Source organism: Pseudomonas sp. BS3782 TE3695, assembly GCF_050435305.1.
GTDB lineage: Bacteria > Pseudomonadota > Gammaproteobacteria > Pseudomonadales > Pseudomonadaceae > Aquipseudomonas.
The window spans coordinates 4331970-4344968 of the sequence record NZ_JBNDKB010000001.1 but is presented as its reverse complement, the minus strand read 5'-3'; the positions used below and the strand labels follow the sequence as shown (position 1 = coordinate 4344968).

Sequence of the window (12999 nt, the reverse complement as noted above, 5' to 3'; positions counted from 1 at the left end):
CCCCGGTTAAACTTCATGCTCTTTCTCAAAGGAGTTCATATGAGTTATTACCAGCCGGGCATTCTCGCCACCCCTGTTCCGCCTCAAGCTCGTCATATGTTCTTCGCCCTTGAATCCGCCGAGGCACTGCCGGCTGCGCTGGATAACCTGATGCGCCTGGTGGACGGCAAATCGGCTGTAGTCGGTTTTGGTGACTCCCTGGTCAAGGCGCTGCACGCGCAGATCGATGGGCTGCGCGCTTTTCCTGCGCTGGTCGGTGTGGGTGTCGACAACCCGTCGACCCAACACGCGCTCTGGTGCTGGCTGCACGGGGTTGACCGTGGCGAACTGCTCAATCGCAGCCGTGCACTCGAAGCCGCGCTGGCACCGGCCCTGCGTGTGGTGCAGATGAACGAAACCTTCCGCCACATGACCGGGCACGACTTGACCGGTTACGAAGACGGCACCGAAAACCCTCACGATGAAGCCGCTGTGGCCGCTGCATTGTTGAGCGACGGCGCGGACGGTCTGGTCGGTGGCAGCTTCGCCGCGATCCAGCAGTGGCAGCATGATTTGAAAGGTTTCCACGCGTTGCCGCCCCATGAGAAAGACAACATCATGGGCCGTCGCCTGAGCGACAACGAAGAAATCGATGACGCGCCGATCTCTGCCCACGTCAAGCGCACCGCCCAGGAAAGCTTCTCACCTGAAGCCTTCGTGGTCCGTCGCTCGATGCCGTGGATCGAAGGCGATCGTGCCGGCCTGATGTTCCTGGCCTTCGGTTTTTCCCTCGATGCGTTCGAATCCCAGTTGCGGCGCATGAGCGGTCTGGAAGACGGCATTACCGACGGTCTGTATCGCATCAGCCGACCGATCACCGGCGGCTACTACTGGTGCCCGCCGCTCAAGGACGGTCGCCTTGACCTGCGCGCACTGCGTGTCGGCTAAACCTCGGGTAAATCGGACACGCCGATGCCGGTTCTGTCTTGGTTGAAGATGTAGGAGCTGACGAGTGAAACGAGGCTGCGATCTTTTGATGTTGTTTTTAAAGAGCAAGAATCAAAAGATCGCAGCCTCGTTTCACTCGACAGCTCCTACACAGCTCCTACACAGCTTCTACAAGTCCTTGTCAGGAAAAGTCCAAAAGAGTACAAATGTACTCCATGACGACTTTAACTCCCCGCCGTACCGCCATCCTGACCTTCATCCGCGATCGAATCGCCGAACATGGTCAGCCCCCCAGCCTCGCTGAAATCAGCGAGGCCTTTGGCTTCGCCTCCCGTAGCGTGGCGCGCAAGCATGTGCTGGCGCTGACCGAGGCCGGTTTCATCGAGGTCAATGCACATCAGGCGCGCGGCATTCGGCTATTGAATCAACCGCCGCGGCCCGAACTACTGGACGTTCCGGTACTCGGTCGAGTGGCGGCCGGTGCGCCGATCGGTGCCGATGCCGAAGTCCACAGCCGTTTGCTGCTTGATCCGTCGATCTTCTCGCGGCTACCGGATTACATGCTGCGGGTGCAGGGCGATTCGATGATCGAGGACGGCATTCTCGACGGCGATCTGGTGGGCGTGCGGCGCAATCCCGAAGCGGTCAACGGCCAGATCGTCGTGGCGCGGCTCGACGGCGAAGTCACCATCAAGCGTTTCGAGCGGGTCGGCGATTCTGTTCGGCTGTTACCACGCAATCCGGCTTACAAACCGATCATTGTTCGAGCCGATCAGGATCTGGCCATCGAAGGCGTGTTCTGCGGTCTGGTGAGGCAAGGGTAATGGGCGCCGTCGTTGCGTTGGATACGCTGTTCAATGGCGGCCAGGTCTGGAAGGGCCGGCCTGCACCACCGGCCGTCAGCCCGCAACCCACCGGGCATGCGGCGCTGGATGCAGCATTGCCCACGGGTGGCTGGCCGGAAGCGGCGCTGACTGAAATCCTGTTGGCCGGGCAGGGCGTGGGTGAGTTGCAGCTGGTGTGGCCGGCGCTGGCGCGGCTGTCGGCGGCGGGGGAGCGCATCGTGCTGGTGGCGCCGCCTTACGTGCCGTATCCCCAGGCCTGGCAGAACGCAGGGGTCGATTTGCGGCAACTGTCGATCATCCAGGCCAGTGAGCGCGATGCGCTGTGGGCGGCGGAACAATGCCTGCGTTCGGGCAGTTGCGGGGCGGTGTTGTGCTGGCCGCATAAAGCCGACGATCGGGCATTGCGACGTTTGCAGGTGGCGGCGGAAACCGGTCAGACCCTGGCGTTCGCCTATCGCTCGATCAGTGAAGCCATCAACCCGTCGCCAGCGGCCCTGCGCATCGCCATCGACGCCAAACCTGCGCAATTGCGAGTGCTCAAGTGCCGGGGCGGGCTGGCCCGTTCGGCGCCGATTGCCTTTGCCGTCGGGCATTGAGGTTGCCATGCGCTGGGTTTGTATTCTCTTCCCGCAATTGGCGCTGGACGCGGTATTGCGTCAGCGCCCCGACCCCAATGAGCCGCTGGCGCTGCTGACCGGCCCGGCCCAGCGTCGGGTGCTGCAAGCGGTCAACGGCTCGGCGCGGGCGCTGGGCTTGCGTCCCGGCCAGTCGATGACCGCCGCTCAGGCCCTGAGCAAAGGGTTTGTCACCGCTGAATACGACGCCGCCGAGATCGAGCACTGGCAGCAATTCCTGGCCGCCTGGGCCTATCGGTTCAGTTCTCAGGTCAGCGTGCATTACCCGCGCGCCGTGGTGTTTGAAATCGAATCCAGCCTGGGCTTGTTCGGGCCTTGGCCGCAGTTCGAGGCGCGGTTGCGGACGGAACTTGGCGAGCTGGGGTTTCGTCACCGAATTGTCGCCGCGCCCAACCCGGTGGCGGCGCGGGTGCTGGCCAACGTTTATGACGGTCTGGTGGTGCCGGACAATGACGCTTTGCAGCATCACCTCGGGCAGTTGCCCGTTGACCGGATCGCCCTGGAGCCAAGCGTTGCCACGGCACTGTCGCGCATGGGGTTGCGCACTTTGCGTCAGGTACAGGCGCTGCCACGACATAGCCTGGCCCGGCGTTTCGAAGCCCGGGTGCTCAAGCATCTGGACACCCTGTTCGGCTTACGGCACCTGGCTCTGGCGTTTTACCTGCCGCCGGACCGTTTCGATGTGCGCATTGAGCTCAATTTCGAGGTGCAATCCCATCAGGCATTGCTGTTTCCATTGCGCAGGCTGACCGGCGATCTGGCGGCGTTCCTCTGCGGGCGCGACAGCGGTGTGCAGCGTTTTGACCTGCATCTGGAGCACGCCGGGTTGCCAGACACGCTGATCAAGGTCGGCCTGCTCAGTGCCGAGCGCGATCCGGCGATGCTGTTCGAGCTGGCCCGGGGGAGGCTGGAGCAGGTTCAGGTCGAGGCGCCGGTGCGCGGTTTTCGTCTGCGCGCCGAAGATTTGCCGACCTTTGTGCCCCAGTACCAGGAACTGTTCGATGATCGCCCGCAGCAATCCTTGCCTTGGGAGCAACTGCGCGAACGCTTGCGCGCACGGTTGGGGGATGACGCGGTGCAAGGCTTGCGGTTCCAGGCCGATCACCGGCCGGAATGCGCGTGGCAGGCCAGTGTCGACAGCCAGATTTGTGGGGCGCTGCCTGCGGTGCAACGACCAGGGTGGTTGCTGACGGAACCGCAGGCAGTACACGAAGGTTCGACGCGCATCCTCATGGGGCCGGAACGTATCGAGTCGGGCTGGTGGGACGGCGACGATGTGCGCCGCGATTATTACCTGATCGAAACCCGTTCCGGTCAGCAGGGCTGGGCCTATCGGGCGGTGGGCGAAGGCGGTCCGTTGTGGCTGCAAGGCTGGTTCGCATGAGTGTCGATTATGCCGAACTGCACTGCCTGTCGAACTTCAGTTTCCAGCGCGGTGCTTCCAGTGCGCTCGAGCTTTTCCAACGGGCGAAAAAGCAGGGCTATCGAGCGTTGGCGATCACCGACGAATGCACCCTGGCGGGCATCGTCCGCGCCTGGCAGGCGGCCAAGGCCGTGGAATTGCCGCTGATCATCGGCAGTGAAATACGCGTCGAAGACGGCACGAAACTGGTGCTGCTGGTCGAAAGCCTCGAGGGTTACCAAACCCTGTGCCGCCTGATTACCCGCGCCAGACGCCGTACGCAGAAAGGTCAGTATCAAGTGCTGCGGGAGGATTTCGCCGAGCCGTTGCCGGGGCTGTTGGCGTTGTGGGTGCCGGACGCCGTCGATGACGTTGAGCAGGGTCACTGGCTGAAGCAGACCTTCGCCGAGCGCCTGTGGCTGAGCGTTCAGTTACATCGCGGGCAGGACGACACCCGGCGACTGGCGGCGCTGCTGACCCTGGCGCGGGAATTGCGGATCCCGGCGGTGGCCAGCGGCGATGTGCACATGCACGCCCGTGGCCGTCGCGCCTTGCAGGACACCATGACTGCGATTCGTCATCACTTGCCGGTGGCCGAGGCCGGGTTGCGCCTGCACCCCAATGGCGAACGGCATCTACGCAGCCTCGACGCCTTGCGCGATCTTTATCCGCAGGCACTGCTCGACGAAACGCTGAACATCGCCCGGCGCTGCACCTTCGACCTCGGTCAGTTACGTTATCAATATCCCCGGGAGCTGGTGCCTGAGGGGCGCACGGCTACGTCCTGGCTGCGGGAATTGGCCGAAAAGGGTGTTCGGTGGCGCTGGGAAAAAGGCCCTAAAGACGAGGTGTTGGCGCAGATCGACAAGGAACTGCAACTGATTGCCGAGCTGGGGTACGAAAGTTATTTCCTGACCGTTCACGACATTGTCAATTTCGCCCGCAAGCAACACATCCTGTGTCAGGGGCGCGGTTCTGCGGCCAACTCGGCGGTGTGCTACGTGCTGGGGATTACGGAGATCGATCCGGAGCGGAGCACGTTGCTGTTCGAGCGGTTTCTTTCCAAAGAGCGCAACGAGCCGCCAGACATTGACGTCGATTTCGAGCACGAGCGGCGTGAAGAAGTCCTGCAATACGTGTTTCAGCGTTATGGTCGGACCCGCGCGGCGCTGACGGCGGTGGTCAGCACTTACCATGGTGCCGGCGCAGTCCGCGATGTGGCCAAGGCACTGGGTTTGCCGCCCGATCAGGTCAACGCCCTGGCCGACTGCTGCGGTCACTGGAGTGATCAGGCGCCTCCCGTCGAGCGTCTGCGTGAAGGTGGTTTCGATCCCGACAGCCCGGTGTTGCGCCGAGTGCTGAGCCTGACAGGACAGTTGATCGGTTTCCCCCGGCACCTGTCCCAGCACCCTGGCGGTTTCGTGATTTCCGAGCAGCCCTTGGACAGCCTGGTGCCGGTGGAAAACGCCGCCATGGCCGAGCGCACCATCATCCAGTGGGACAAGGACGATCTGGATGCGGTCGGGCTGCTCAAGGTCGATATTCTGGCGCTGGGCATGCTCAGCGCGATTCGCCGTTGTTTCGACCTGCTGCGACGGCACCGTGGCCGGGACCTGAGTCTGGCAACGGTACCGGCCGAAGACCCGCAAACCTACGAGATGATCGGACGTGCCGATACCATCGGGGTGTTCCAGATTGAATCCCGGGCTCAGATGTCGATGCTGCCCAGGCTCAAACCCACGACCTTCTATGACCTGGTGATTGAGGTGGCGATCGTTCGCCCGGGGCCGATTCAGGGCGGGATGGTGCATCCCTATCTGCGGCGGCGTAAGGGCGAAGAAGAGGTGATCTATCCGTCGAAAGAACTCGAAGCGGTGCTGGAACGTACGTTGGGCGTGCCACTGTTTCAGGAGCAAGTGATGCAGATCGCGATTGTCGCCGCCGACTACAGTCCCGGCGAGGCCGATCAATTGCGCCGTTCCATGGCCGCCTGGAAACGCCACGGCGGACTGGAACCGCACAAGGAACGTCTGGCGGACGGAATGAAGAAAAACGGCTACACGGCGGAGTTCGCTGCGCAGATCTTCGAGCAGATCAAAGGCTTCGGTAATTACGGCTTTCCCGAATCCCACGCGGCCAGTTTTGCCTTGCTGACCTATGCCAGTTGCTGGTTGAAATGCCACGAGCCGGCAGCCTTCGCCTGTGCGCTGATCAACAGCTGGCCCATGGGTTTCTACAGCCCGGACCAGATTCTTCAGGACGCCCGTCGGCATCATTTGCAGATTCGTCCGGTGGATGTGCGGGCCAGTGACTGGGATTGCAGCCTGGAACCGATTATCGGCGCGCAGCCGGCCATTCGCATGGGATTGCGGATGATCAAGGGCTTTCGCGAGGACGATGCCCGGCGTATTGAAGTCGCACGGTCGAAAGGGGCGTTTGCCGACATCGCCGACCTTGGCGAACGGGCGCGACTCGATGCCCGCGCCCAGGAGCAACTGGCCGATGCCGGTGCGTTGCGCGGGCTGGCCGGTGACCGGCATCGGGCGCGTTGGGAAGTGGCGGGGGTGCAAAAGCAGCTCGGCTTGTTTGCCGGTTTGCCCAGCCAGGAAGAGCCGACGGTGTCTCTGCCCAAACCCACCGTGGGCGAGGATTTGCAAGCCGATTACAACAGTCTTGGCACTACCCTCGGCCCGCACCCGCTGGCATTGCTGCGAGGCGAGTTGAAAGCCCGGCGTTGCCGCAGTTCGAAAGAGCTTATGGATGTCGAGCACGGTCGACCGGTCAGCGTCGCCGGGCTGGTCACCGGTCGGCAACGTCCGGGGACCGCCAGTGGCGTGACCTTCGTGACGCTTGAAGACGAGTTCGGCAACGTCAACGTGGTGGTCTGGCGCGACCTGGCCGAACGGCAACGGCAGGTACTGGTCGGCTCGCAATTGCTCAAGGTCGATGGGCGCTGGGAAAAGGAAGGGGAGGTGCGGCATCTGATTGCCGGACGCCTGAGCGACCTGAGTTCACTGCTCGACGGTATTCACGTGCGCAGCCGGGATTTCCGCTGACTTTGACATTCAGCTATACCTCTATGAAACCATTGGCGTCGGCGATGCTCGAAACAAACGGGCACGCACCGTCTCCTCACGCCGTTGCACTGCCTGAAAACATGTCATCCACAGGACATAGGCCAGTCGATGCAGTTTCTAGACAATAGCCACGGATGTACCGGCTGGAGCGGCGAAATGGCCGGACGCATTCGTACGTTCGACTGGAGCCTGACCGAGCTGGGGCCCATCGATACCTGGCCCGGGAGCTTATGCAGCGCGGTACAGCTATTGCTCGCCTCACCCCTGCCGATGGTGATGTTGTGGGGCCGGCCCGGTTACATGATCTACAACGATGCCTATTCGAGATTTGCCGGAGGACGACATCCTTACCTGCTGGGCTCCCCGGTGGAATTGGGCTGGCCAGAGGTTGCCGAATTCAATCGGCATGTGGTGGACACCTGCCTGGCGGGCGGCACCTTGTCCTATCACAACAAAGCCCTGGTGCTGTTGCGTGATGGCGTACCCGAAGACGTCTGGATGGATCTTTACTACAGTCCTGTCGCCGATGATGACGGGCATCCGGCCGGAGTCATGGCGATGGTGGTCGACACCACTGACCATGTGATTTCCGAGCGCCGGCGCCAGGAAGCTGAACGCGCTTATCGCGCCGACAACGAAAGAGTTCGCCTGGCGCTCAATGCCGGGGCTTTGCTCGGCTCATTCGTCTGGGATATCAAGGCTGATGTGTTGTCTGCCGACGAACGCTTCGCCCGCACGTTTTCCTACCCGCCCGATCAGGACCTGGCCAACCTGCCACCGCTCATCGCCGAGATGCAGGTTCATCCCGACGACCGCGGTTGGGTTCAGGAGCGGATCAATCAATCGGTGGAAACGGGCATCCCCTACAACGCCGAGTACCGGGTTTTGCGGCCCGATGGCAGTTACCTGTGGGTGCTGGCCAGCGGCTGTTGCGAGTTCGATGAAAAAGGCGAGGCGTTCCGCTTTCCCGGGGTGTTGATTGACATTCATGAACGCAAGACCGCCGAAGAATCCTTGCTCAAATTCACCCGCAACCTGGAGCAACGAGTCGCCGATGAAGTCGACGCGCGGCTGGCGGCCGAAGAGCAGTTGCGCCAATCACAGAAACTCGAAGCCATCGGCGGTCTTACCGGCGGCGTGGCCCATGACTTCAACAACCTGTTGCAGGTCATCGCCGGCAATCTGCATTTACTGGCGCGTCACGAGCCGGACAACGCCAACGTGCAACGCCGGGTCAGTGCGTCAATTGCCGCGGTCGAGCGCGGTGCCAAACTGTCGTCGCAATTGCTCGCGTTCGCCCGTCGTCAGCCTTTGTCGCCGGCGGTCTGCGATCCACGGCAGATCTTCGAAGGGCTGGGTGAATTGTTGCAACGGGCGCTGGGGGAGACTATTCAGATCAAGGTGACGGCGCCTGACCATTCATGGCATCTCTATGTGGATCGCAATCAATTGGAAAACGCCATTCTCAACCTGGCGATCAACGCCCGAGACGCCATGAGCGGCGAGGGGACCATAGCCCTCAGCGCCGAGAACATTGCCCTCAACCGCAAGTTTTGCGCAGGCAAGGGCATCGTCGCCGGCGACTATGTTTGCGTCGCGGTGGCTGATACGGGTGTCGGCATGCCGCCTCAAGTGCTCGCCCAAGCCTTTGAACCGTTTTTCACCACCAAGGCCGACGGCCAGGGCACCGGCCTGGGTTTGAGCATGGTGTTCGGTTTCGTCAAACAGAGCGGTGGGCACATCGAGATTTCCAGCGTCGTCGGGCAGGGCACTCGGGTGCAGTTGTATTTTCCCCGCAGCTTGCGCCCGTTGCCCGGTGAAACAATGCGTCATGATCCGCTGCATCGGGGCGGGAACGAAACCATTCTGGTGGTCGAGGACAACGAAGCGGTGCGTGGCTCGGCAGTGGATTTGTTACATGAAGAGGGCTATCAGGTGTTGACCGCGGCCAACGGTGACCTGGCCATGCAGATGTTGCTCGATGGCGCGTCGGTGGACCTGATCTTCACCGATGTGGTCATGCCCGGTCTGATCAAAAGCGCGGATCTGGCCGCTTGGGCCAAGGTACAGAATCCACCGGTGGCGGTGCTGTTTACCTCCGGCCACACCCGGGACATCATTTCGCGCAATCACCAACTCAGCCCCGATACTTATCTGCTGAGCAAACCCTATGGCCCTGAAGCACTGTTGAGTAAGATCCGCAACGTGCTGGGGGGTTGATTCTGGATTTTCATTGATTGCGCAATCCATGTGGGAGCGGGCTTGCTCGCGAAAGCGGGGTGCCAGGCAACATCAATATTGACTGTGCTGCCGCCTTCGCGAGCAAGCCCGCTCCCACAGGTTCCGCGCTTTGACTGACTGTCATCAGCGCGTGGGCTTATTTGTCGGGATGAGCCGCCTGAAGTTTTTTCGCCATGTCCAGATGTTTTTCCAGCGACGGCAGCATTTTTTGCGCAAAGGCCTTGAGATCGGTGGCGCCTTTGGTTTTGTCGTCCGTTACTGTGTTGGCTTGTTTTTTGAACCGTTCAATCGTTTCTTCGTGAGCCTTCACCTGATTGTTGGCGTAGGCCCTGTCGAAGGATTCATCGCGCAGGTCGAGAATTTTTTCCTTGGCCTGTTTGACCACCGTTGTGGTGTCCGGCATCTCGATGTCGTGCTTTTTCGCCAGGGCCGCCAGTTCTTCATTGGCTTTGGAATGATCGGTGACCATCATATTGGCGAACGCCTTTACGTCGGCTGATGAGCTTTTTTCCAGGGCCAGTTTGCTGGTCTCGACTTCCGCGATGCCACCCTCGGCGGCGTCATCGACGAAGTCGTTGGAAGTGGCGGCAAAAGCCGTGCCCATGCCGGTGCTCAAGGCTACGGCCAGGGCGAGGTGACGCAGATTGAATCCGTCCATCGGTCATTCTCCACACAGATTTTTATGGGCGATCCAGGTGATCGTTAATCAATGGAGACGGACGATCGGGCAAAGGTTTTATCGCATTTGCGACAGGACGACGAACGGACACCGCTGGTCTGATAGGCGGTCGACAGAACACCATAAGCAAGGCCATTCTGATAGCTGGTGAGCGCAATCGATCGCGTTCGCTACCGATTAACCAACGGAGGTGTTCCATGCCGGTGACTCATGACCTTTATCAGGACTTGCGCTGCACGAAGGAAGAGATCCAGCAAAAACGCACCAAGGATCCGTTACTGGATTCACTGCTCAACAAGTACTCCCAGACGGACGCGGAAGTGGTGAAAGCCGAGTCTGCACAATCGAATGCACTCAGCGATGACGAACTGAAGAAGCTCAAGGAGAAGCGCGTGCAGGTAAAGAACAAGATCGTTGAACGACTCCAGACGTCATCCTGACCTCCATAGTCAACCACCGACAACCGGTGACTGAAAAATTGGAATGGTGATAAATACCGGCACCTCGAACGATCAGAGCCGACTTTGCGGCCCATGCGAGGTGCCCCATGCCCCATTCAGCCTTTCCCGATAAAGAAAAGTACCCCAGCGAACAACAGGGCAGCTACGACCCGATTCCGAAACATCCGGACCCCCTTAGCCCGGGGCGTACCACCGTCAACCCCGAGGACGAGCCGGGCATTGATGAATTGCCGGACAATGAGGGCATAACGCCTCTGGAGCAGGATGACGTCACTGACATCGACCCGGAGCGAGTGCGCGAAGAGACAGACAATTCGGTTCGTGACGGTGAGATGGATCCACGTTGATTCACGAGTGTTGATCGCAAATCTCGCGGCACCCCGATCAACTGTGGGAGCGGGCTTGCTCGCGAATGAGGCCATGTCAGTCGACATCAATGTTGAATGTCAGTCCGCCTTCGCGAGCAAGCCCGCTCCCACAGGTTGACCACCTTTACTACTGCAATGCCGTACTCAACGGCAACCGCGCCATGTGCCGCGCTTTCAGCGATCCCAGATACAACCAGTCCCCATACTCGCGCACGGTGGTGATGGGGGAGTAGTTGCCGCTGCTGGCATCCTGCAGATTGGCGATTACTTTACCGTCGAGGTCAAGGCCGAGCGCGAAGGCGCGTTTCTCCACCGGTATGGGCAAGACCGTCATCGCGCGCACGATCATTTTGCGTACCAGCGGGTAGGGCGCGGTGGCATCGAGCAGTGCATTGCGCGGTGCATACAGCGCCACCCAGAAACGGTCGCGACCATTGAATGCCAGGTTGTCCGGCAGCCCCGGCAAATTGTCGATAAACAGATCGTGTGTCCCGGCTTTCGGCCCGGTCAGCCAATAGCGGCTGATGCGATAGGCGCCGGTTTCGTTGACCAGCACGAACGCATCGTCAGGCCCCAGGGTCACACCGTTGGCGAACTCCAGTTTCTCCAGCAGGACCGTCGTTTTGCCGGTCTGGAAGTCATATCGCAGCAATCGGCCGTCACCACCGTGCTCGATGATCGCCTCGCCATCCTTGCCGTAACCCCACCGGCTGGAAGCATCACTGAAATAGGCGTAATGCCCGGACTTGTCTATGACCACGTCATCGGTAAAGCCGAAGGGCACGTTATTGGCCGTGGTGCTCAATGCAGCCACACGGCCCTGAGCATCGAGGGACAGCAAACCCTTGACCCCGTCGGCGATCACCAGCAAACCATTGGGATGGCGCGCCAGGCCCAATGGCCTGCCACCGGTATCGGCCAGCACCTTGGTGGTATTGCCGTCGAGGCTGGTGCTAATCAACCGGCCATCATGCAGGCCGGTGATGAGGATGTTTTCTTCCAGCAGCAATGCCTCCGGGCCGTCGATGTCAGCGGCACCGACACGTTCCACGCCTTTGAGGCGCTGATTGTCTGTGTAGATACCATCGATGAGGGAGGGCGCTGGTGACGGTGTCCAGGCAATCGGCTGGACCTTGGTGGGTAATAACAACAGGAAGCCGCCAATCACGATGATCAACAGCAACAATAAATGCCGAAACCTGAAGGCTCTTTTCACGCGGTGACTCCTGTCGAGGCCAGATGTTTTTGCGCCATCTCGCGTAACGCCAGCATCGATTGCGCCGATTCACGCTCGATGCGCCGCTTGAGCAACAATCGATTGGCAATGCGCATCAGCACACCGCTGAAGCAATATTCCAGGGTGCGGATAAACCGTGTGCCGTCGCCCAAAGCCTCGCACTCGTAAGTCAACACCAACGACAGCCCATGATCGTCTTGGGCCCGAGCGCTCCAGCGACGGCCGGGCAAGTATTCGTCGACCTCCCAACTCAGATGTCCCTCACGCCCACCGGCCCGAATGTCTTCCTCGAACCGCGCCCCGGCATACAAAGGGCCGCTCTGGCCATCGACCTTGAGGGAGGACGGATGCCACTCTGGCCAACGTGTCGCGGTGCTGGCGTAGGCGAGCACGGCGAGCGGATTTCCAGCGATATCGACCACGTGCTGCAGGCGGGTCATGGGCGCTCTCGTAAGGTGCATGGACGCTTGCTCCGACTCCCAGTACAAGGTGCCGAACAGGTAGTCCATCAGTGGAAACACGATATTGAAATTACGCTCCTGCATCAGCTCACGGCGATGGTGCAGTTCATGCAGACGGCGCATCTGGCGAATCCACGGCAGACGTGTCAGCGGGTTGCCGGGTGGTAGATGTTCGCAAGCGTGAAACACCTCATAAGTCAGGTAACCGAGGACCATGCAACCGCCGAACAGCCCTGCAACGTTGTCATTGAATTGAGCCAACAGCCACCAGGCGGGCGTGGTGATGACGAGGGTATGCAACACAATCAGCCAGGCCGGAAACAGAATCACCCGCCAGTCCCGGGCGCTGTCGTAGGTCATGTGGCCGGGGGTGAAAAAGCTGTGATGGTCACCGGCGTGACGGGCGTAGAACATTCGCGCCAAGCGCTTTTTATGGTGCCCCAGATGCCGATGCACGACGTAGACGCCGAAGTTGAAGAACAACAGGGTCAGCGGTACCGCCAGCCATTCCAGGGGTTGTACCTGATGCACGGTGCTCCAGAATGCGCCGATGGCCAGCAACCCGAACAGCAACACAAAGGCGCCATGCAGCCAGGGGTTGTAGAGCGGATGAATATCGGCACGGTAGCGCGCGCGGAATGCTTCGGTGGTCTGCCTCACTGCGTT

The 12999-nt window shown here is 60.7% G+C and carries 11 protein-coding genes; 8 read left to right on the top strand and 3 right to left on the bottom strand.

All coding sequences use genetic code 11. The annotated features are described in order from the left end of the window. Positions 1 to 39: 39 nt before the first annotated feature. The 6 genes from ABH909_RS19400 (at position 40) to ABH909_RS19375 (ending at position 9106) form a co-directional block, all read left to right on the top strand. Complete coding sequence (locus tag ABH909_RS19400) at positions 40 to 927, top strand: Dyp-type peroxidase (RefSeq protein WP_429436267.1); 888 nt, start codon at positions 40 to 42, stop codon at positions 925 to 927. Positions 928 to 1133: 206 nt separating this feature from the next. Further along, complete coding sequence (gene lexA, locus ABH909_RS19395; RefSeq protein ID WP_253548010.1) at positions 1134 to 1751, top strand: transcriptional repressor LexA; 618 nt, start codon at positions 1134 to 1136, stop codon at positions 1749 to 1751. Next, positions 1751 to 2368, top strand: a complete 618-nt coding sequence (imuA, locus tag ABH909_RS19390) for a translesion DNA synthesis-associated protein ImuA (protein WP_123722357.1) — start codon at positions 1751 to 1753, stop codon at positions 2366 to 2368. Before lexA ends, imuA begins: the two co-directional genes overlap by 1 nt. Before the next feature lie 7 nt (positions 2369 to 2375). Then, a complete protein-coding gene (locus ABH909_RS19385; protein WP_429436263.1) occupies positions 2376 to 3791 on the top strand; it encodes a Y-family DNA polymerase in 1416 nt (471 codons plus the stop codon). After that, positions 3767 to 6865, top strand: a complete 3099-nt coding sequence (locus ABH909_RS19380; protein ID WP_429436261.1) for an error-prone DNA polymerase — start codon at positions 3767 to 3769, stop codon at positions 6863 to 6865. The genes ABH909_RS19385 and ABH909_RS19380 overlap by 25 nt, the downstream gene beginning before the upstream one ends. 129 nt (positions 6866 to 6994) lie before the next feature. Beyond that, complete coding sequence (locus tag ABH909_RS19375) at positions 6995 to 9106, top strand: ATP-binding protein (RefSeq protein WP_429436258.1); 2112 nt, start codon at positions 6995 to 6997, stop codon at positions 9104 to 9106. Positions 9107 to 9263: 157 nt separating this feature from the next. Here ABH909_RS19375 and ABH909_RS19370 read toward each other — a convergent pair whose 3' ends face one another. Continuing rightward, positions 9264 to 9785: a DUF4142 domain-containing protein gene (locus tag ABH909_RS19370; protein ID WP_429436256.1), complete on the bottom strand. Its 522-nt coding sequence runs from the start codon at positions 9783 to 9785 to the stop codon at positions 9264 to 9266. Positions 9786 to 10003: 218 nt separating this feature from the next. Between ABH909_RS19370 and ABH909_RS19365 the strand changes: the two genes are divergently transcribed. Beyond that, positions 10004 to 10246, top strand: coding sequence for a hypothetical protein (locus ABH909_RS19365; protein ID WP_429436253.1), 243 nt, complete (start codon positions 10004 to 10006; stop codon positions 10244 to 10246). 107 nt (positions 10247 to 10353) lie between these two features. Continuing rightward, complete coding sequence (locus tag ABH909_RS19360; protein WP_429436250.1) at positions 10354 to 10614, top strand: hypothetical protein; 261 nt, start codon at positions 10354 to 10356, stop codon at positions 10612 to 10614. Positions 10615 to 10762: 148 nt separating this feature from the next. On the opposite strand, the gene ABH909_RS19355 is transcribed toward ABH909_RS19360, so the two are convergent. Both ABH909_RS19355 and ABH909_RS19350 read right to left on the bottom strand, forming a co-directional pair. Continuing rightward, entirely contained in the window at positions 10763 to 11851 is a 1089-nt protein-coding gene (locus ABH909_RS19355; protein ID WP_429436248.1) for an SMP-30/gluconolactonase/LRE family protein, read from the bottom strand. Continuing rightward, positions 11848 to 12993 carry a sterol desaturase/SRPBCC family protein gene (locus ABH909_RS19350; RefSeq protein ID WP_429436246.1) on the bottom strand — a complete coding sequence of 382 codons (1146 nt, stop codon included), beginning with the start codon at positions 12991 to 12993 and terminating at the stop codon, positions 11848 to 11850. The genes ABH909_RS19355 and ABH909_RS19350 overlap by 4 nt, the downstream gene beginning before the upstream one ends. Positions 12994 to 12999 lie beyond the last annotated feature (6 nt).

What these genes read in the sequence shown, in the direction of transcription:
- ABH909_RS19370 (WP_429436256.1), bottom strand. Translation starts at nt 9,785, where the DNA reads ATGGACGGATTCAATCTGCGTCACCTCGCCCTGGCCGTAGCCTTGAGC.
- lexA (WP_253548010.1), top strand. Translation starts at nt 1,134, where the DNA reads ATGTACTCCATGACGACTTTAACTCCCCGCCGTACCGCCATCCTGACC.
- ABH909_RS19360 (WP_429436250.1), top strand. Translation starts at nt 10,354, where the DNA reads ATGCCCCATTCAGCCTTTCCCGATAAAGAAAAGTACCCCAGCGAACAA.
- ABH909_RS19375 (WP_429436258.1), top strand. Translation starts at nt 6,995, where the DNA reads ATGCAGTTTCTAGACAATAGCCACGGATGTACCGGCTGGAGCGGCGAA.
- ABH909_RS19400 (WP_429436267.1), top strand. Translation starts at nt 40, where the DNA reads ATGAGTTATTACCAGCCGGGCATTCTCGCCACCCCTGTTCCGCCTCAA.
- ABH909_RS19385 (WP_429436263.1), top strand. Translation starts at nt 2,376, where the DNA reads ATGCGCTGGGTTTGTATTCTCTTCCCGCAATTGGCGCTGGACGCGGTA.
- ABH909_RS19365 (WP_429436253.1), top strand. Translation starts at nt 10,004, where the DNA reads ATGCCGGTGACTCATGACCTTTATCAGGACTTGCGCTGCACGAAGGAA.
- imuA (WP_123722357.1), top strand. Translation starts at nt 1,751, where the DNA reads ATGGGCGCCGTCGTTGCGTTGGATACGCTGTTCAATGGCGGCCAGGTC.